General features: G+C 60.0%; 16 protein-coding genes. 15 read left to right on the forward strand and 1 reads right to left on the reverse strand.

Annotation, left to right across the window (positions count from 1 at the left end; all coding sequences use genetic code 11):
- The first annotated feature begins 26 nt into the window (after positions 1-26).
- The 7 genes from AB1E42_RS04245 (at position 27) to AB1E42_RS04275 (ending at position 6,415) form a co-directional block, all read left to right on the forward strand.
- The gene (locus AB1E42_RS04245; RefSeq protein ID WP_368345757.1) at positions 27-914 is read left to right on the forward strand and encodes an ExeA family protein; all 888 of its coding nucleotides are present in this window, start codon (positions 27-29) and stop codon (positions 912-914) included.
- Positions 911-2,479, forward strand: coding sequence for a GumC family protein (locus tag AB1E42_RS04250; RefSeq protein WP_368345758.1), 1,569 nt, complete (start codon positions 911-913; stop codon positions 2,477-2,479). The genes AB1E42_RS04245 and AB1E42_RS04250 overlap by 4 nt, the downstream gene beginning before the upstream one ends.
- 9 nt (positions 2,480-2,488) lie before the next feature.
- The gene (locus tag AB1E42_RS04255) at positions 2,489-3,367 is read left to right on the forward strand and encodes a CpsD/CapB family tyrosine-protein kinase (RefSeq protein WP_368345759.1); all 879 of its coding nucleotides are present in this window, start codon (positions 2,489-2,491) and stop codon (positions 3,365-3,367) included.
- Complete coding sequence (locus AB1E42_RS04260) at positions 3,354-4,316, forward strand: glycosyltransferase family 2 protein (RefSeq protein WP_368345760.1); 963 nt, start codon at positions 3,354-3,356, stop codon at positions 4,314-4,316. Before AB1E42_RS04255 ends, AB1E42_RS04260 begins: the two co-directional genes overlap by 14 nt.
- On the forward strand, positions 4,309-5,229 hold the full coding sequence (locus AB1E42_RS04265) for a glycosyltransferase family 2 protein (protein WP_368345761.1): 921 nt from the start codon (positions 4,309-4,311) through the stop codon (positions 5,227-5,229). Before AB1E42_RS04260 ends, AB1E42_RS04265 begins: the two co-directional genes overlap by 8 nt.
- A 160-nt stretch (positions 5,230-5,389) precedes the next feature.
- Positions 5,390-5,578 (forward strand): hypothetical protein, encoded by a 189-nt coding sequence (locus AB1E42_RS04270; protein WP_368345762.1) that lies wholly within the window; start codon positions 5,390-5,392, stop codon positions 5,576-5,578.
- 240 nt (positions 5,579-5,818) lie between these two features.
- Complete coding sequence (locus tag AB1E42_RS04275) at positions 5,819-6,415, forward strand: VPLPA-CTERM sorting domain-containing protein (RefSeq protein ID WP_368345763.1); 597 nt, start codon at positions 5,819-5,821, stop codon at positions 6,413-6,415.
- 64 nt (positions 6,416-6,479) lie between these two features.
- On the opposite strand, the gene AB1E42_RS04280 is transcribed toward AB1E42_RS04275, so the two are convergent.
- Positions 6,480-7,520 (reverse strand): LacI family transcriptional regulator, encoded by a 1,041-nt coding sequence (locus tag AB1E42_RS04280; protein ID WP_368345764.1) that lies wholly within the window; start codon positions 7,518-7,520, stop codon positions 6,480-6,482.
- 188 nt (positions 7,521-7,708) lie between these two features.
- On the opposite strand from AB1E42_RS04280, the gene AB1E42_RS04285 reads away from it, so the two are divergent.
- The 8 genes from AB1E42_RS04285 to AB1E42_RS04320 all read left to right on the forward strand — a co-directional run bounded on the left by AB1E42_RS04285 (position 7,709) and on the right by AB1E42_RS04320 (position 19,015).
- On the forward strand, positions 7,709-9,361 hold the full coding sequence (locus tag AB1E42_RS04285) for an ABC transporter substrate-binding protein (protein ID WP_368345765.1): 1,653 nt from the start codon (positions 7,709-7,711) through the stop codon (positions 9,359-9,361).
- Between the two features lie 109 nt (positions 9,362-9,470).
- On the forward strand, positions 9,471-10,445 hold the full coding sequence (locus AB1E42_RS04290) for an ABC transporter permease (protein WP_368345766.1): 975 nt from the start codon (positions 9,471-9,473) through the stop codon (positions 10,443-10,445).
- A 13-nt stretch (positions 10,446-10,458) separates the two neighbouring features.
- Complete coding sequence (locus AB1E42_RS04295) at positions 10,459-11,379, forward strand: ABC transporter permease (protein WP_368345767.1); 921 nt, start codon at positions 10,459-10,461, stop codon at positions 11,377-11,379.
- Positions 11,380-11,381: 2 nt separating this feature from the next.
- Entirely contained in the window at positions 11,382-12,359 is a 978-nt protein-coding gene (locus AB1E42_RS04300; protein ID WP_368345768.1) for an ABC transporter ATP-binding protein, read from the forward strand.
- Positions 12,356-13,378, forward strand: coding sequence for an ABC transporter ATP-binding protein (locus AB1E42_RS04305; RefSeq protein ID WP_368345769.1), 1,023 nt, complete (start codon positions 12,356-12,358; stop codon positions 13,376-13,378). The genes AB1E42_RS04300 and AB1E42_RS04305 overlap by 4 nt, the downstream gene beginning before the upstream one ends.
- A 12-nt stretch (positions 13,379-13,390) precedes the next feature.
- Entirely contained in the window at positions 13,391-15,886 is a 2,496-nt protein-coding gene (locus tag AB1E42_RS04310) for a glycoside hydrolase family 3 C-terminal domain-containing protein (protein ID WP_368345770.1), read from the forward strand.
- A complete protein-coding gene (locus AB1E42_RS04315) occupies positions 15,883-17,370 on the forward strand; it encodes a family 16 glycosylhydrolase (RefSeq protein WP_368345771.1) in 1,488 nt (495 codons plus the stop codon). The genes AB1E42_RS04310 and AB1E42_RS04315 overlap by 4 nt, the downstream gene beginning before the upstream one ends.
- 91 nt (positions 17,371-17,461) lie before the next feature.
- Complete coding sequence (locus tag AB1E42_RS04320; protein ID WP_368345772.1) at positions 17,462-19,015, forward strand: trimethylamine methyltransferase family protein; 1,554 nt, start codon at positions 17,462-17,464, stop codon at positions 19,013-19,015.
- The last annotated feature ends 97 nt before the right edge of the window (positions 19,016-19,112 follow it).

Genomic DNA, 19,112 nt, shown 5'->3' on the forward strand with positions numbered 1-19,112 from the left:
ACGCGCAGATAGGAATGATACGGGTAATGGCCAGCACACTTGATATATATACGGGCCATTTTGGGCTGAAGGAGCGGCCCTTTGCGCTGGCGCCAGACCCCGACTACCTGTTCTGGTCAGCGCAGCACGAACGCGCCTATACGATGATCGAATACGGAATCCTGACACGCGCCCCGATCACGGTGATCACCGGCGATATCGGGGCAGGTAAAACGACGCTCGTGCATTATGTGATGAAAAGCATGGACGAAGACCTGACATTCGCTCTGGTGTCGAATGTGCAAGGCGGGCGCGGTGACTTGCTGCGATGGGTGTTGCAGGCGCTGGATCAAGAGGCGCGAGGCACTGACTATGTTGATCTGTTCGGGCAATTACAGGACTTCCTGATCGCGGAATACGCTGCCGGGCGGCGCACGGTGCTGATCTTTGACGAGGCGCAAGCACTTGAGCGGGAGATGTTGGAGGAGTTGCGCATGCTCACCAATATCAACGTGGGCAAGGATGACCTGCTGCAACTGATCCTCGTGGGCCAGCCAGAATTGCGCGACAACATTCGCAATGGTGGACTGACGCAGCTGGCGCAGAGGATCACTGCGAGTTTTCATCTGACGCCGATGGAGGCCACGACCGTGCGCAAATATGTGGATCACCGCCTCAAGGTAGCGGGCGGTTCGGGCAAGATCTTCAGTTCGGAGGCGATCAAGCTGGTGGTTGATGTCTCGCGCGGGGTGCCGCGATTGGTTAATCAGGTTTGCGATCTGGCGATGGTGTATGCGTTCTCCGAGGGGAAGAGCACTGTAGAGCCATGGATGATACAGAATGCCATGCGGGATGGCGCTTTTTGGTACAGCGTTGATCTGCCTGAAAGCGCCGCGTCGCAGAGCGCCACGACAGCCTACCGGAGCGCGACGTGACGGAGCTGGATCTCAAGTTCTATTTCTCGCTCTTCTTGCGGCGCTTGCATTATTTCGTTGCGGTGACGCTGCTGATCTCGGTGCTGGGGATCATGGTCAGCTATGTGTTGCCGCCGGTGTTCCGTGCCGAGGCGCTCCTGTTGGTGGAATCGCCGCAGATACCGGATGAAATGGCCGAGTCGACCGTGCGGACCGCCGCGCCGGAGCAGTTGGAGATTATCAAGCAGCGGCTCTTGACGCGGGCGGAACTGCTGGACCTGTCGCGGGAGTTCGAGATCCACCGGCGGGCGGGGTTCAGCCCTGATGAAATCGTCGCAGATATGCGCGACCGTATCCGCATCAGCCTGCCCGGAGTGCGGGATGTGGCGATCTTTGTGACAGTCTCTTTCGATGCGCCGACCGCGCTGCTCTCGGCGCGGGTAACGAACGAGCTTGTCACCCGAATACTGGCTGAAAACGTGGCGCTGCGCACCGGCGTGGCGGGGCAGACACTTGACTTTTTCGAACAAGAGGTCGAGCGACTGACTGATGAACTGGCCGTCCAGGGCGCAAGAATTACAGAATTCAAACAATTACACGAGGGCGCGCTGCCGGATAGCCTTGACTACCGGCGCAACCGTCTGGTGGCGCTTCAAGAGCGGCATTTGCAGGGGGAGCGGGAGTTTGACCGGCTGCGCGAGCGCCGCGAGCGGTTGATCGAAATCTACCAGCGGACAGGTCAGGTGGCGCTGGAAGGCACCGGCACTTCCGCCGATGAACGCAGGCTGCGTGATTTGGAACTGGAACTCGAACAGGTGCGGGAATTCCTGAACCCAGAAAACCCCCGCATTCGCATCCGCATCCAGACGCTGGAACGGCAGATCGAAGCGTTGCGCGCCAGTGTGACCGGCGTGGACGGGCAGGGCGCGGACGGGATGACGGCCTATGATCTGCAAATGGCGGATATCGACGGGCAAATCGCCTATCTGGAAGAGCAGCAAGAAGCGCTCGCCACAGAGATCGCGGCGCTTGAAGCAGCGCTCGAAGCGACGCCCGCCAATGCCATCGCGCTCGATGTGTTGGAACGGGATTACGAGAACATCCGCCTGCAATATTCGCAAGCGGCGGACCGGCTGGCGCAAGCGATTACCGGCGACCGGATTGAAGCGCTTTCCAAGGGGCAGCGGATCACGGTGATTGAGCAGGCAGTGGTACCAGACGAGCCGGCGAGCCCCAACCGCCCCCTGATCGCGCTGGGCAGTGTTGCGCTGGGTATGGCGGCAGGCGCGGCGCTGGTGGCGGCGATCGAACTCCTGAACCGCGCGATCCGGCGGCCAGCTGACCTGACCAATGCGCTGGGCATCACGCCGTTTGCCACGATCCCCTATATCAGGACGGAAGAGGAGATCAGGCGGCGGCGGGTGGTTATGATCACGGTGCTGGTGTTCGGCGTCGTTGGACTGCCGCTGTTGGTGCTTTCTGTGCATATATTCTATCTGCCGATTGATCTGTTGATCGACAAAATCATGGATGCGGCTGGGATTTCGGGCTTTCTGGAGCGGGTCCGTATGGGACGGGGGGGATAGGAGGCGCGCATGGAAAAGATCAGAGCAGCGATCGAAAAAGCGCGGGCCGAGCGAGAGCTGCGCGCTGAAATGCGCGAACGGGAGTTTGCCGCTGAAGGGGGCGAGAGCCGAAGCGGTGGCCGTCGCCGTGCGACGCCGCTGGAAATCGAGGAAGAACGGTCTGACAGCGCGGAGAGCGCGTGGCAACGATTGCCGCGCTTCGAGCCTGCGCGGGATCTGGCACGGCGCAACCGGCTTGTGGGCCTCGCAGGCGGTGCTGATGCGGTGCCGTTCGAGGTGTTGCGGACGCGGTTGTTGAAAAGCGTGGTGACGAATAACTGGCGGCGCATTGCGATCACGTCTCCGACGGCGGGATGTGGGAAGACGACAACCTGCCTCAATCTTGCTTTCAGCTTGTCGCGCCTGCCGGAAGTAAAAACCCTGCTGATCGAGGCCGACATGCGCCGCCCGGCGATGCGCGGTTTGCTGGGTTTGGAAGCGGCGCATGAGATATCGGCGGTGTTGGCGGGCGACGCGCAGGCGGAGGATCACCTTGTGCGGATGCAGTCCAATCTGGCGGTTGGCACGAATGCACAGCCCGTGATGAATCCGGCTGAGATCCTGATGGGCTCGAAGGTTGGGGAGAAGATCACCGAGGTCGAGCTGGCCTATGAGCCGACACTGATCATCTTTGATATGCCACCGATGCTTGCGGGTGACGATACGCTGGGATTCCTTAATCAGGTGGATGCGGTGATGTTGATCGGTGCGGTTGAAACGACGTCGATCAAGGAGATCGACATTTGCGAACGTCAGATTGCAGAGCATACGAATGTGCTGGGAGTGGTGTTGAATAAGTGCCGCTATGCCGAGCACGGGCAGGAATACGGCTATTATGACTATGCCTGAGCGGGATGATCGGGCCGCTGGTGGGCCGGTGATCTCGGTCATTGTGATCAGCTACAATACGCGGGACATGACGCTGGACTGCCTCCGCTCGGTCGTGGCGGTGACGCGCGTATCCCATGAGGTGATCGTGGTGGACAATGCGTCCTCCGATGGGTCGGCGGAAGCGATTGCGGCTGCATTCCCCAATATCCGGTTGATTGCATCGGAAGAGAACCTTGGCTTCGCGGTGGCGAACAACCTCGCAGCGCGGGAGGCGCGCGGGGAATATGTGCTGCTGCTGAACCCCGATACGGTGGTGTTGAACCGTGCGTTGGATAAGCTGGTGGCATTTGCACAAGCGCGGTCAGATGCGCGGGTTTGGGGCGGACGAACGCTCTATGCCGATGGCAGTTTGAATGCGACCTCCTGTTGGGGGCGGATGACGCTCTGGAGCCTCTTTTGCTATGCGCTGTTGCTCAACACGATCTGGCCGCGTGTGGCGCTGTTCAATCCTGAAAGCTACGCCGGCTGGCCGCGCGATACTGTGCGGGAGGTCGACATCGTGACGGGCTGTTTGCTGCTGATGAAGCGGGCTGACTGGGATGTGCTCGCAGGGTTTTCGCCTGTCTTCTTCATGTATGGGGAGGATGCCGATCTGTGTTTGCGAGCGCGGCGGGTGCTGGGCGCGCGGCCGGTGATCACGCCGGAAGCGGAGATCATCCATTACGGCGGGGCATCCGAGGCGGTGCGGGCCGATAAGATGGTGCGTTTGCTACGGGCAAAGGTGACGCTGATTAGGCTGTATTTCCCGAAAGTACTGCGCCCGCTGGCGCTATGGTTCCTGAATGCGGGGGTGAATAACAGGCATCGCGCGGCGCGTTTGGGGCATGCGGTGCTGAAGCGCGGTGATGCGGCGGTTTGGGCCGAGATCCGCGCGCGGCGGGGTGAGTGGGGGCAGGGGTTTGAGTGAGGCGCCGCTAAAAATATCGGTTGTTATTCCGCATTTGAACGCGCCTGAAAATCTGGCGGCGTGTTTGGCCTCCCTCAAGGCTGGCGTGCGGGTGCCGGACGAGATCATCGTCGTTGATAACGGCTCTGATGCATTGCCGGAGGATGCGTGTGCGGGTGATCCGCGCGTGACGCTGTTGCAGGAGCGGGAGGCAGGCCCGGGACCAGCGCGGAACAAGGGGAGTGCAGCGGCGCGGGGGGACGTACTGGCATTTATTGATTGCGATTGCGTGGCGGATGCGCATTGGCTTGCTGTGGCGGAACGGGAGATATTGCGCGGCGATAGGGCTGTGTTGGGCGGCGCGGTGATTGTACGCCCGAAGATCGCGGCGCGGCGCACCGCGCTGGAGGCGTATGAAGCGGAATATGCCTACCGCATGGACCGCTACATTGCCGCGCAGGGCTTTACCGGAACGGGTAATATGATCGTGCGGCGTACGGTATTTGCAGCAGTCGGCCCGTTTGCGGGAATAGCTGTCGCGGAAGATCGCGACTGGGGGCAGCGCGCGCAGGCAATGGGCCATGCGCCAACATATGTGGCTGACATGGTCGTCTATCATCCGGCGCGCGAAAGTTTCAGCGAACTTGCGGTGAAGTGGGACCGGCAATTGGCCCATGATTATCATGCGGCCAAGGCGCGGCGTGGAGGGCGGTGGCGGTTTGCAATGAAGGCGCTGGCGCTTTTGGCATCGCCCGTTGTTGAATTGCCGCGTATTGCGATGAGCAAGCGCTTGCAGGGGGTGGGGGAGCGGATTGGCGCGTTTGCGGTGCTGTCGCGCATCCGCTGGCACCGCGCCTGGACCATGTTGCGCCTGCTTGCGGGTGCCGATCCGGAGCATTTGACCCGCGCTTGGGGGGCAGCCCAGAAGAAATGAGGCGGAAATAAGGCTAAAACCGTCTCTCTTTTGCCGTAATGGAATTACATGCTTGCACTGCACCGGCTTTCTGAACGTGCTTCAACCTGTCGTTTAGAAGGCCTCGCTAGAACAAGAAGTGCAGATCGCAGAGGCAAAGATGGTTCTTGGATTTCTTTTGATGGCTCTTGTCACCGGTTTTATGGGCGCGATTGGCGTTCTGATGGCGGGTGGCACCCTTCTTTCGGCTGTTTTGGTTTATGGTTCGGTCGGTACAGCATTCATTTTGATCCCGTTCTTCGCCACGCTGATCTGGCAGGCCATCTTGCCGCCGATGCATTCTGTCGCGAGTGACTTCCCCGCGGAATAAGCGCCACTTCTAATTTTCAAAATTGCTTCTGACTGTTTCCGATGTTGGGATAGTCTACTTTTGCGTGTGTAATTGTCCCCTTAAACTCACCTTTAGGTTATATAAGTAACCGGAACGTATATATTTTTTTGCCTTCCTATCCTAAATGTGGCAACAATAGGGCATGTTTGCTCGGCAACGCGATTCCTGTTGGGGGAGGGAGTTGCCGGTTTAGCGGTCGCTTGGTTTGGGGGCTTTATTATGATTGATCTTAAGAAAATGCTGTTTGCAGGCGTCGCTGCTGCGATGACCATGCTCGGCTCAACGGCTTTTGCCGCATCTGCCGGAGAGGCGGAGACTTGTCCTGACGAACCAGGATATTCCCGTTCTTTCTCGCTGACCTTCGCGGAGATGGGCAATAACTGCTACTACTGGGGCGAGAACGACGCCAATGACACGGCCTTCCAAGGCCAAATCATTGCCGACTTCGGCGCCGATTACGGGGTCTATGACAAAACTGAAGAGGGCAGCCTGTCATCGGGTATTCTCTCCGGCTTGAACGGCTTTATCGATGCCAGTTCGTACCCGATTTCGTTTGCGATTGATCTGACTGGTCTGAGAAACGTGATCATGGTGTTCAAGACCGGCAATAACTACGATCCGGCTTACGCTGCATTCCTGCTCGACTCATTTGACGGTGTCGCAAACGGAACGTTCTCGATGGAGCCGGCAAACGGCCTGTCACATGTCACGCTCTATGCCAACGTGCCGCTGCCGGCGTCGATCCTGATGCTCCTTGCGGCTCTGGGTGGGCTGGCGCTGGTGGGCCGCCGCCGCGAGGATCCTGCCGCCGCGTGATGCGGAACGGATTGAGACTACAGAAAGCGCCGCAGAGATGCGGCGCTTTTTTGTTTGTGCGTTTTCAATTGTCGGATGAAACGGGCGTGTCCAAGGATTGCATCGGGGCTGAGCCATCCTTCAGCGCGGCGTGAACGGCGGCCTTCGCCAGAAACGTGCCAGCCTTGGTGACATCTTCCTTGGCGGTTATGATGCCGGAGCGGAACAGTTCGAGGATCGGGACAGTCTCCTTTGAAAAGACGCTGAAATCCCTGCCGAGTGTGCGGTCCGCATCCTCAAAGCCGACGATGGCGGCCATGGTCGCATTGGGGGACGCGGTCATCAAGCCGTCGATAGAGGGCGTCTCTTGTAAAACCGCGCGCACACGGCTGCGGATCTCGTTGCGGTGGCTATCGCTGGTGACGTTATCGGGGATGATCATTTCGACACCGCGCCGCGCCGCTGCTTCCTCAACGCCGCGAAGGATTTCCTGTGCATAATTTTGTGCGGGCGGTGGAGAGAGGTGCAGCACTTTGCGGCACCCCGCCGAGGCGAGCCGGTCGATGGCGATTTGACCGAATGTGAAGTTGTCATAGTCGTAATAGGCGTGGTCATTGGCCCACATCGTGCGGCCGTGCGTGGCGAAGGGAAAGCCGCGCTCCATTAGGAATTTGACGCGCGGATCTTCGGGTAGGGTGCGGTTCATGATGATCGCATCGGCGGTGCTGTTCTGAACGATATAGCGGATCGTTTTCATTGGGTCTTCGTCAGAGAAATTTGGCGTGACGACGAGGTGATAGGGCGTTCCGCGCAGACCTTCGGCAATTGAAGTCATCAGGCGCGAGGTGAGATTGAGCACATCGTTTTCGGTAGAGATGACGAGGCCGATGACATTGGTGCGGCCCGTGCGGAGGCGGACGCCAGCGCGGTTGGGGACGTAGCCGATCTCCTCGGCGATCTTGCGGACGCGCTCTTTGGTCTTTTCGCTGATGTCGGGCGCATCGCCCAGTGCGCGGGAAACCGTTTGCACCGCAAAGCCGCTGATCTCCGCGATGGTTTTCAACGTCGGGCGAATCAACTGCTGCTTGTCGGTGGGCGTTTTGCCGGAGCGGTCATTGGTCGTCATGGGTCTTGGTCTTCTTCTTTCTGGGCCGCTCTGCGCGCAAGATAACGATATTTAACCGATTTTTCTGCATTTGGCACCTCTCTTACGCCTATGTGGCGCGGCCAAAAGGGCGGGTGAAATTTGTATTGAAAATATATCTATAACGTTATAGGTCAATCTGTAACGTTACAGTAAGGGAGGTTTATACCGTGCGTTACGTCTCAATCCTGACCTCGGCAGCAGTTGCCGCAGTGGTTGCGGGCTCTGCCGCAGCTCAAGGCGCTCATGCGCAGGGGGGCACGCTGACCGTGCCGATCATCACCGCCACTTTCGTGGAAGATTTTAACCCGTTCTCCGCCGCGCAGATCGAATTGCAGCGCGGCACGATGTTTGAGCCGCTCTTCGTGCACAACGCGATGCAGGGCGAAATCAACTGGCGCCTCGCAGAGAGCTTTGAATATGGCGACGACCTGATGTCGTGGACCGTGACGCTGAAAGACGGGCTGACATGGTCCGACGGGGAAGCGCTGACCGCCGAAGACGTTGCGTTCTCGCTCAACCTTGGATCGGAAGATGCCGCGCTCGACAAATCGGGCAAGTGGTCCGACGGGTTGATCAAATCCGTGACCGCGACGGATGACCGGACGGTTGTTGTCGAATTCACGCGCCCTGATGCGACGTTTGACTGGTACCTCGAAGAGGCATGGATCGTGCCTGAGCATGTCTGGGCAGGTGTTGAAGACAAGCTGACCTTCAAGAACCCGAACCCTGTTGGCTCCGGCCCGATCACCGAGGTTGTTACCGTGCGGGACAACCAGATCGAGATTTGCCGCAACCCGAACTACTACAAAGCGGATCAGGGGCTGCCCTATCTGGATTGCATCAAGTTCCGCCAGTATTCGGACAACTCGCAGATCCAGCCGGCGCTGATGGCGGGCGAGATTGACTGGGGTTCCAACTTCATTGCGGACATCGACAAAACCTATGTCGAGCCGAACCCCGAGAACCACGGATACTGGTATCCGGCGAATGACCTGATCAACATCTACCTGAACACGCGCGAAGCGCCGTTTAGCGATATTGCTTTCCGTCAGGCGTTCTCGATGGCGCTGGACCGAGACACGATCGTTGATCTGGCAGCCTATGGCTACCCGACGCCGGAGCGCCATGTCACGGGTCTGGGTGAGTTCTTCAAGACCTACTTCAATGACGAGGTGAACGCGAAGTACGACTATCTGGCCGAATACAACCCCGATGCCGCCAATGCGCTGCTGGATGAGGCGGGCTACGCGGATGTCGACGGCGACGGCTATCGTGAGAACCCTGATGGCAGCCCAATCGACTTTGGCATTCATGTGGTGAATGGCTGGACCGACTGGGTGCAGTCCGTGCAGATGACCACCGAATACCTTGCCGAGATCGGCATCAAGGCCCGCACCGAAGCGGTTGACTGGTCTGTCTATGACAGTTCGCTGAAGGAAGGCACTTACGAGGCGTCGATCAACTGGTCGGTGACCAACAACGTTGATCCGATCCTTGCCTATCGTGACTACTTCCACCCTGCGCGTGAGGGTCAGAGCTGGCATACCAACCACGGCAAGGCATCTGCCGAGATGGGTGCGCTGGTGGATGAATACGGCCAGACCGCCGATGCGGAGCGCCGTTCGGAAATCCTTGCCGAGTTGATGGACTACACAGGCGAGACGCTGGCCTTTGTGCCGCTGTTCTCGAACCCGACGTGGTACCAATACAACGCGACCCGCGTGGGGGGCTGGCCGACCGCGGATAACCAGACAGTTCAGCCGGTGTTCTACTCTGCCGGACGCAAGCTGCTGGTCTTTGAAGGCCTCTACGCGAAGTAACACGCCGTTGGCGTAAACGGGACAAAGCGCACCAGCGCTTTGTCCCACCGTGCGCAGCCCCAATGAATGGGCGGCGCATCGAAATCCTCATATCGAAAGAGACAGGGCGATGGCGTTTCTCATCCGGCGACTGGCCTTTTATGTGGTGGCCATATTCGTGGCGATTACTTTCAATTTCATCATGCCGCGGCTGATGCCCGGCGATCCGGTTGATGCGCTGTTCGCGGCGGCGGGCGGGCGGATGCCGATCGAAACACTGGAAGCCTACAAGGAAATGCTGGGCTTCACCGACGGGCCGCTGTGGGTGCAATACCTGCAATACCTCAAGAGCATGGTGACGTTCGACCTCGGCCCCGCGATCATGCTGTTCCCTGTGCCGGTGACGGAAGTGCTGGGCAATACGCTGCCGTGGACGGTCGGACTGGCAGGGCTGGCGACGCTGGCGTCGGTGTCGCTCGGCTGCTTCATTGGGCTTTATGCCTCTTACAATCGCGGTGGCTTTGTTGACCGCTTCGTGCCGTTTTTCTGGCAATTCGTGGCGTCGATGCCGCAGGCGGTGACGGCGCTGTTTGTCTTTTTCATCTTTGCGCTGACCTTGAAGTGGTTCCCGCTGGGGTTTGGCGCGAACCCTGACCTCGATCCCGGTTTCAACTGGCCCTATATCAAGAGCATCCTGCACCATGCGGTGCTGCCGATGGTGACGCTATTGGTGTCGATGCTGGCGACGTGGATTTTCACCATGCGCAACGCGATGGTGAATGTGCTGGGCGAGGATTACATCACCATGGCGAAGGCCAAGGGGCTGGAATCGCGCCGGATCATGACCCATTACGCCGCGCGCAACGCCATCCTGCCGGTGGTAACGGCTGTCTCGATGGCGCTGGGATTTGCGGTAGCGGGGCAGGTCTTTATCGAAACCGTCTATAACTATCCGGGCGTTGGGCAGCTGATCATCAAATCGGTTGGTGCGCGGGATTACCCGCTGATGCAGGCCTGTTTCCTGTTGATCGTGCTGTGTGTGCTGATCGCCAATTTCATCGCCGACATGCTCTACGTCTGGCTCGATCCGCGGCTGCGGGGCTGAGGGAGGATACATCATGAAAACCCTAAGACGCTATGCTGCCGGTTTGATCCGGTTCTATCGTGGGAACCCTGCGGGGATCATCGGAAGCTCTATCGTGGCGCTGATTTTGGTTGCCTGCCTCGCAGCGCCGGTGCTGACGGATAAAGACCCCAACAAGCGGGTTGCGCGGGGGCACCAGCCGCCGAGCGCGGAGCTGGTTTTTGGCTCGACCCGCGCGGGCAAGGATATTTACACGCAGGTGCTTTATGGCGGGCGGGTATCGTTGATGGTGGCGTTTTCTGCCGCTGCGGTGACAACGGTGATCGCGCTCGCGGTGGGGGTATCGTCTGGCTATTTCGGCGGGCGGGTTGACGAGACGCTGATGGCGGTCACGAACGTGATGCTGGTGTTCCCGCAACTGCCGCTCCTGATCATATTGGCGGCGTTCTTAGGGCAGGTGGGGCCATTGGTGATCGCGATGATCCTCGGGCTGACATCATGGCCGTGGGGCGCGCGAGTGATGCGAAGTCAGACGCTGGCGCTGCGGCGGAAGGAATTTATCACCGCGGCCGAGGTCATGGGCGAGTCGCGCTGGCGGATCATTGTGGTGGAGATCATCCCGAACCTGATCAGCCTTGTGGCGGGGATGTTCGTGGGCACGTCGCTCTATGCCATCGGCGCGCAGGCGGGGCTTGAGTTCCTCGGTCTGGGTGATCCGACCGTGGTGAGCTGGGGTACGATGCTCTACTGGGCGCAGTCTAGTGCGGCGTTCCTAGTCGGCGCATGGTGGGATTTTGTCGTCCCCGGAACGGTGATTGCGCTGGTGGGCGGAGGGCTAGCGCTGATCAATATCTCGATTGATCAGGTGTCGAACCCGAAGCTGCGTACTGGTCGCTATCTGAAAATCTGGCGCCGGATGAAGGCTGAAACCGAAGCCAAGCGCAGGGAGGCATGAGCATGGCGGATGACGTTCTACTCGATGTGCGGGGGCTGTCGGTCGATTATGTGACCGACAATGGGAATGCCCGCGCGGTGAACAATGTCTCTTTGCAGATCCGCCCCGGTGAGACGCTGGGACTGGCCGGAGAGTCCGGCTGTGGCAAGAGCACGCTGGCCTTTGCGATTGCAAATTTGCATGCGGCACCGGCGCTGGTGAGTGAGGGGCAGATCCTGTTTGAAGGCAGCGATGTGCTGGCGATGTCTGACGCGGAATTGCGGGATTTTCGCTGGAACAAGGCCTCGATGGTGTTTCAAAGCGCGATGAATGCGCTCAATCCGGTGATCACGATTGGGGAGCAGATCATTGATGTGATCCTTGCCCACAAGGATGTGCCGCGCAGCGAGGCTTGGGCGCGGGGTGAAGAATTGCTGGAAACGGTAGGCATTCACCCGTCGCGGATGAAGAGCTATGCGCATCAGCTTTCGGGCGGGATGCGGCAGCGGGTGGTGATCGCCATTGCGCTGGCGCTGCGGCCCAAGCTGATCATCATGGATGAGCCGACAACGGCGTTGGATGTGGTTGTCGAGCGGGAGATCATGGACGAGCTGTATGCGCTGAAAGAGGAATATGGTTTTGCCATCCTGTTCATTTCGCATGACCTGTCCCTGATGGGGGAAATCGCGGACCGGATCGGCATCATGTATGCGGGGCGGCTGGTTGAGATCGGTGCGGCGGCGGATGTGCTGGAGCGGCCCGATCACCCGTATACCAAGGGGCTTGTGCGCTCCTTCCCGACGATCCACGGGCCAAAGGTGCGGCTGGAAGGGATCCCGGGCCATCCGCCAAACCTGCTGGAATTGGGTGCGGGATGCCCATTTGGGGAGCGCTGCCCGAACCGCTCTGGCCGCTGTGATGAGCTGGTGCCTGCACTGGAGGCGCTGGGGGCGAAGCGCGTGGCCTGCCATGCCGTTGCGCGTGAGGAGGAAATCGCATGAACATGAGCGAGACACCGAAAGTGCCAAGTACGCTGGAGGTTGAGGATCTGGTGATCGACTTCCGCACCGGCGGGAGCCTTTTTAACCCGACAGTCCTGCGGGCGGTGAGCGAGGTGAGCTTTGAGCTGACCACGGGGCAGGCGCTGGCGATCGTGGGCGAAAGCGGCAGCGGCAAAAGCACCGTCGCGCGGGCGCTGTGCCGGCTTTACGCGCCATCGGCGGGGCAAGTGCGGCTCGACGGGGTGGATGTGAACGCGGCGGAGACAAGCGCCAGCCAGCGTGACTATGCCCGCGACGTGCAGATGATCTTTCAGGATCCTTTTGGATCGCTTAATCCGGTGCATACGATCCGGCATCATCTAAGACGCCCTGTGAAGATCCATAACCCCGGCCTGACGGCTGACGAGGTTGAGGAGCGGGTGATTGAACTGATCGAGCGGGTGGGCCTGTCGCCCGCGAAGCAGACGGCGGATAGGTTCCCCTATGAGCTGTCTGGCGGGCAGCGGCAGCGTGTGGCGATTGCGCGGGCGCTGGCGGTGGGTGCGCGTTACATTCTGGCGGATGAGCCTATTTCGATGCTGGATGTCTCGATCCGGCTGGGCATTCTGAACCTGATGGATGACATGAAGCGCGACGGGATCGGCTTTATGTACATCACGCATGACATTGCCACGGCGCGGTATTTCGCTGAGCGGACCGCCGTGATGTATGTGGGCCATATGGTGGAATGGGGCGACAGCGATGCCGTTACCCAAAAACCGCAGCACCCCTATACGCAGTTGTTGATCAGCGCAGTGCCGGAGGCCGGGCGCAGTGGGCGGCGGGAGTTGAAGGCGAAGAAGGGCGACATCCCCGTGCGGACACCAGAGAGCGTGGGCTGCCCGTTTGCGGGGCGTTGCCTGCAAGCGCGCGAGGAATGTCACAAGGCCATGCCGCCGGTGACGAAGCTGGCGGAGGACCATTTTGTCCGGTGCTTCCTGTTTGATCAAGACGGTGCTGCGCCGGCCAGCGCCGCGTAACGCGACAAAATCATGAATAAAAACAACACGCTGCTGCGTGCCGAGAAGGATATGGGTGTGATGGGTCAGGACCGGATAGAGACGTTGTTGGACAGGCTGACGCTGGAAGAGCAAGTGATGCTGCTGGCCGGTGAGGATTTCTGGTCGGTCGCGGCGCTGCCAGAGCATGGCATTGCCAAAATGCGCGTCACAGACGGGCCGAACGGTGCGCGGGGGTCTGGATCTGCGACGCATGGCAATACCTCTGCCGCGTTCCCTGTGGGCATTGCACTGGGCGCGACGTGGAATCCGGCGCTCGTGCAGGAAGTTGCAGGGGCGATTGCGGAGGAGACAAAAAGCAAGGGTGCGCAGGTATGCCTTGGCCCGACGGTGAACATTCATCGCTGTGTGACCAACGGGCGGAACTTCGAGTGTTTTTCAGAAGATCCGGAACTGAGTGCTGCGTTGACCGTGGCGTTTGTTACGGGGCTTCAGGAGCGTGGCGTCGCGGCGACGGTGAAGCATTTTGCGGGCAATGAATCGGAGATCGAGCGCACGACGATAAATTCGGAAATTGATGAGCGCAGTTTGCGCGAGGTCTATCTGCGCCCGTTCGAGGCGGCGGTGAAAGAGGCTGGTACTTGGGCGATCATGTCCTCTTACAACAAGCTGAATGGAACTTACGCTGCTGAAAATAAATGGCTTTTGACCGACGTTTTGCGCGATGAATGGGGCTTTGACGGGGTTGTGATGTCCGATTGGTTCGGCTCGCGCAGCACGGCGCCGACGGTCAATGCGGGGCTTGATCTGGAGATGCCCGGCCCGACGCGGGACCGTGGCGAGAAGTTGATCGCGGCGGTGAATGAGGGCGCGGTTTCTGCCGAGACGGTGCGGGCGCGGGCGCGGGCGATGCTTGGACTGCTCGACCGGCTGGGGCTGTTGGACGGCGTGCCGGATTATACGGAGCGTTCGGACGACAAACCGGCGCATAGGGCTTTGATCCGCAAGGCAGGCGCAGAAGGCATGGTTTTGCTGAAAAACGACGGCCTTTTGCCATTGGCGGAGCCGCAAGGAAAGATCGCGGTGATCGGGCCGAATGCCAAGGTCGCGCAGATCATGGGCGGTGGTTCTTCGCAGTTGAACCCGCACTATCGCGTTAGCCCATGGGAGGGATTGGTGAACCGCTACGGCGCGGAAAGGCTTGCCTATGCGCTCGGCTGCCAAAACCACAGATGGGAGCCGATCATCGAGGAAGAGGTCATGGTCGACTTTTATGCAACGATGGATTTGAGCGGGCCGGTGGCGGCGTCGGTCGCTTTGGAGTCGAGCGTTGACTTCCTCTACCAGCCGAACGGGATCGACGGGCTTGACGGGCAGAACTTCTCTGCGCGGATGCGGACGCAGTTCACGCCGACGGAGAGCGGCGTTCATTCATTCGGTGTCCATAGCGCAGGGCGCGGGCGTTTGTTTGTGAACGGCGAATTGGTGGTAGATGTCTGGGATAACTGGGTGCGTGGGCGGACGTTCTTTGAGGAAGGCTGCGACGAAGTCACCGGACAGATCGACCTGACTGCGGGCGAAACCTATGAGGTTGTGCTGGAATTCGCGACGGTCAAAGCCGCGAACCTGATCAATCCGGCGTTCCGGTTTGGGGTATCGCGCCCGTTGGGCGAGGCGGGCATTGCGGAAGCGGCAGCGCTGGCGGCGGAGAGTGAAACCGCGATCCTGTTCGTTGGCCGGTCGGGGGAATGGGATACCGAGGGCAGTGACCTCGAACATATCAGCCTGCCTGAGCCGCAAGACGCGCTGGTAGAGGCGGTGCTGGCGGCGAACCCGCGCACGATCGTGGTGTTGCAGACGGGCGGGCCGGTGGAGCTGCCGTGGCTCGCTGACGCGCCTGCGGTGCTGCAAGCGTGGTATCCGGGACAGGAGGCAGGCAACGCGATTGCCGATGTTTTGTCCGGCGCGGTGGAACCGAGCGGCCGGTTGCCGCAGACCTTCCCACTGCTGTTCGCGGATAATCCAACGGCGAGCGATGATCCGGAGATTTATCCCGGAGAGAACGGAAATGTGAAATATGCTGAAGGCATATTCATTGGATACCGCCATTATGATGCCAAAAAAAAAGAACCGATGTTCTGTTTTGGTCATGGGCTTGGGTACACGTCTTTCGAGATTGGCAGCATTTCGATACGACCGGAAGGCGCGGGCATTGCCGTTGATGTTGCGGTGACGAACACGGGTGCGAGGGAAGGGCAGACCGTGGTGCAGCTCTATGTCAGCGACGAAGCGGCCACGGTTGCGCGGCCGGAAAAGGAGCTGAAGGGCTTTGCCAAGGTCAGCGCAGCGGCAGGTGAAACGGTGACGGCGACGATTATGCTGGATGACCGCGATTTTGCGTTCTTTGACGCAGCCGAGGGCTGTTGGCGGGTTGATGCAGGGAAGTTCACACTTCGGGCGGGTTTCTCGGCGGAAGATCTTCGCGCTACGGCGATGGTCGAGCGCGAAAGCCGGAGGATTTTGGTATGATGCGTAAGGTCAGCATTTTTGCCGCTCTTACGGGGCTGTGCATCGCGCATGGGGTGGCCGCGACTGAGGCAGTCGTCGGCACTGGCTGGGAACTGGTCTGGAGCGACGAGTTCGACGGCACGGAGATTGACCAGAGCAAATGGGGGTTCGAGACAAATTGCTGGGGCGGCGGCAACAACGAGTTGCAATGCTACACGGACCGGCCCGAGAATGCGTTCATTCGGGATGGAAAGCTGATCATTCATGCGCAGCCGGAGGAATTTACCGGCCCCGCAGAGCCGCTGGACTGGGAAAGCAATGCGGGTGAGCGTACCTTGCCCTACACCTCTGCGCGGTTGCGGACGCTGGGCAAGGGCGATTGGCAATATGGCCGGATCGAGGTGCTGGCTAAGCTTCCGGCGGGGCAGGGCATTTGGCCTGCGATCTGGATGCTGCCGACGGATTATGCCTATGGCGGCTGGGCGGCCAGTGGCGAGATCGACATCATGGAGGCGGTGAACCTACCGACCGATGGCGGTGAAAAGCAGATCCACGGTACGCTGCATTACGGCCGCGAATGGCCGGGGAATGTGCATAGCGGCACATCGTTCACCTTTGCGGACAGCGATCCGGTGGCGGATTTCCACAGTTATGCGATTGAGTGGAGCCCGCGCGAAATCCGTTGGTTTGTCGATGATGTGCATTACGCGACACAGAAGTCATCTGGCTGGTATGCGCAGGTGATGGGGGCGGACGGGTTTCATGAGAACCTTCCGGGTGATGCGCCGTTTGATCAGCGGTTCCATCTGCTCTTGAACGTGGCGGTGGGGGGTAACTGGCCCGGTGCGCCGGATGCCGCAACGCCGTTCCCTGCGGAGATGGAAGTGGATCATGTGCGGGTCTTTAGCTGTCCGGCTGATCCGGTGTTGCTCAAGCCATGTGCAACGGTGAACCGGCGGGCGACGCGGGTGTTCGGCCATGTGGCGCCGGAGATCGTGCGGGTGGAATATGACCCTGCCGTGATGGAGGCCGAGGAGGTCGTGGTGTTTGGCGATGCCGATCTGCCGCCATTTGCACTGGGGCAATATGTGGCGAATGGCAGCGTCGCGATGACGATGGTCGAGGAAGACGGGCGCGGCGCGGTGGCGAACCTTGCCTTTGATACCGATGAATCGGTGGTCTACTGGCAGGCGCCGTTTGGCTTTGACCTCAGCGATTTTGCCACAGTGTCGTTTGATCTGAAGGTGGTGCATGACCCGCGCGATGCGGGTGGGGTGTTGATGAAGATGGATTGCTTCCACCCCTGTGGCACGGGCGATGTGCCGGTGGCGGCTGCGCCGGTTGGGGAATGGCAGACCTACACCTATGTGCTGGATGATTTGGTGGCGCATCGGGGATCGTCACTAGATGTGAGTAATGTGAATACGCCGCTGGTGATCTTCCCCGATTGGGGCAACCAGCGGGGCGTGGTGCTGCGGGTCGATAACGTGGTGCTCCGGCGATAGCGGCGGGCTGTCGCTTTCTGCAAAGATATTTCGCAAAACGGCACGAGAACTCTGCGCGATTGAGTGAGGCTATCTGTGAAGGAGATGCCTCATGACAGAGACTGTAATGACCAGATCCCGCTCCGGCGGGCGCGCGGCGCGGCGTGCGGTGCGCATGGCACCGAAATTCGACATGTTGCCCGGATTGGAGGGCAAGCTGCCGCTCTGCGAGGTGATGGACGCGGGGCAGGTGGAGCGCATTGACGCGGCATCAATGCACATCCTCGAAAATGTGGGCGTGCAGTTCCGCGACGAGATCGCGCTGGCCGACTGGCGCCGCGTGGGGGCAAAGGTCGAGGGGGAGCGGGTCTATCTGGATCGCGGATTGGTGCGCGAGCTGATCGCGACGATCCCGTCTGATTTTACCTATCATGCGCGCGACCCGAAAAAGAACGTCCGGCTTGGCGGGCGGCATTCGGTGTTCGTGCCGATGACGGGGGCACCCTATCTGCGCGATCTGGATGATGTGCGGCGGAACCCGACGCTCGATGATCTGGCGATGTTTCACAAGCTGAGCCACATGATGCCTGCGCTGCATTCGAGCGCGCATCATATCGTCGAACCATACGACCACCCGATCAGCCAGCGGCATTTGCGGATCACCTATTCCTCCATGAAGCATTCGGACAAGATGTTCATGGGGATGACCACCAGCCCGAAGAATGCCGAGGACGTGATGGAGATGTGCGCCATCCTGTTTGGCGCGGAGTTCATGGAGGAGCATCCTGTCACCACGGGGAATTGCAACGGCAACAGTCCGCTTGTCTGGGATGAGACGATGCTGGGCGCGATGCGGGCGTTTTGTAAGCGTAATCAACCGGTCCTGTGCAGCCCGTTCGTGCTCGGGGGGGCGAATACGCCGGCCAGTGTTGCGGCCTCGGTTGCGCAGCTGAATGCTGAAGCGCTGAGCGCGTTGGCTTATACACAGGTGATCCGCAAGGGCGCGCCTGCGATCTACGGGCATTACCTCTCAACCGTGAGCATGAAGTCTGGCGCGCCGATGGCCGGCACGCCGGAGATCAGCCTGATGAATTTCATGATCGGGCAAATGGCACGTTATTACGGGGTGCCGTGGCGGACCTCGAACACGCTTGGCGGGGCCAAGACATTTGACGCGCAGGCGGGCTACGAGTCAGCCACGACGCTTTCGGCGGTGATCCATGCGGGGGCCAACTATATTTGGCACTCGGCGGGGTGGAACGAGGCAGGCATGCATTGCTCTGTCGCGAAATTCATCGTTGACGCAGAGCAATGCGCGATGGCCTACCGCATGGCGCAAGGGCCGAACTGGAACGATTTTGATGAAGCGGTTGCGGCGGTTTCGGATGTGGGGCCGGGGGGGCATTACCTCGGGCATCCGCACACGCAGGCGAACTTCCAAGAGGCGTTCTTTATGCCGGATATGTTCGACAATAACTCGATCGAGCAGTGGATGGCGGAAGGATCGCAGGAGATTACCGAGCGGGCGCTGAAGCGGGCGCGGAAGCTTTTGGCCGAGTATCAGGAGCCGGTGCTCGACGCAGCAAAAGACGAAGAGTTGCGCGCCTATATCGCGCGGCGCGAGCGGGAAATTCCGGCGGCGGATGAGTTGAACCAGAGTTTCTGACGGTGTGACTGTCGGGAGGGAAAGGCGCTGATCAGCCTCGGGGTCCAGCCAAAGGCGCCGGGCAATCGTCCCTGAGGTCGGCTTTCGGGTTGAAGCT

The sequence above is a fragment of the Pelagovum sp. HNIBRBA483 genome (assembly GCF_040931995.1).
GTDB lineage: Bacteria > Pseudomonadota > Alphaproteobacteria > Rhodobacterales > Rhodobacteraceae > JAEPMR01.

What these genes read in the sequence shown, in the direction of transcription:
- AB1E42_RS04245 (WP_368345757.1), top strand. Translation starts at nt 27, where the DNA reads ATGGCCAGCACACTTGATATATATACGGGCCATTTTGGGCTGAAGGAG.
- AB1E42_RS04255 (WP_368345759.1), top strand. Translation starts at nt 2,489, where the DNA reads ATGGAAAAGATCAGAGCAGCGATCGAAAAAGCGCGGGCCGAGCGAGAG.
- AB1E42_RS04260 (WP_368345760.1), top strand. Translation starts at nt 3,354, where the DNA reads ATGACTATGCCTGAGCGGGATGATCGGGCCGCTGGTGGGCCGGTGATC.
- AB1E42_RS04270 (WP_368345762.1), top strand. Translation starts at nt 5,390, where the DNA reads ATGGCTCTTGTCACCGGTTTTATGGGCGCGATTGGCGTTCTGATGGCG.
- AB1E42_RS04275 (WP_368345763.1), top strand. Translation starts at nt 5,819, where the DNA reads ATGATTGATCTTAAGAAAATGCTGTTTGCAGGCGTCGCTGCTGCGATG.
- AB1E42_RS04280 (WP_368345764.1), bottom strand. Translation starts at nt 7,520, where the DNA reads ATGACGACCAATGACCGCTCCGGCAAAACGCCCACCGACAAGCAGCAG.
- AB1E42_RS04290 (WP_368345766.1), top strand. Translation starts at nt 9,471, where the DNA reads ATGGCGTTTCTCATCCGGCGACTGGCCTTTTATGTGGTGGCCATATTC.
- AB1E42_RS04295 (WP_368345767.1), top strand. Translation starts at nt 10,459, where the DNA reads ATGAAAACCCTAAGACGCTATGCTGCCGGTTTGATCCGGTTCTATCGT.
- AB1E42_RS04300 (WP_368345768.1), top strand. Translation starts at nt 11,382, where the DNA reads ATGGCGGATGACGTTCTACTCGATGTGCGGGGGCTGTCGGTCGATTAT.
- AB1E42_RS04305 (WP_368345769.1), top strand. Translation starts at nt 12,356, where the DNA reads ATGAACATGAGCGAGACACCGAAAGTGCCAAGTACGCTGGAGGTTGAG.
- AB1E42_RS04310 (WP_368345770.1), top strand. Translation starts at nt 13,391, where the DNA reads ATGAATAAAAACAACACGCTGCTGCGTGCCGAGAAGGATATGGGTGTG.
- AB1E42_RS04315 (WP_368345771.1), top strand. Translation starts at nt 15,883, where the DNA reads ATGATGCGTAAGGTCAGCATTTTTGCCGCTCTTACGGGGCTGTGCATC.
- AB1E42_RS04320 (WP_368345772.1), top strand. Translation starts at nt 17,462, where the DNA reads ATGACAGAGACTGTAATGACCAGATCCCGCTCCGGCGGGCGCGCGGCG.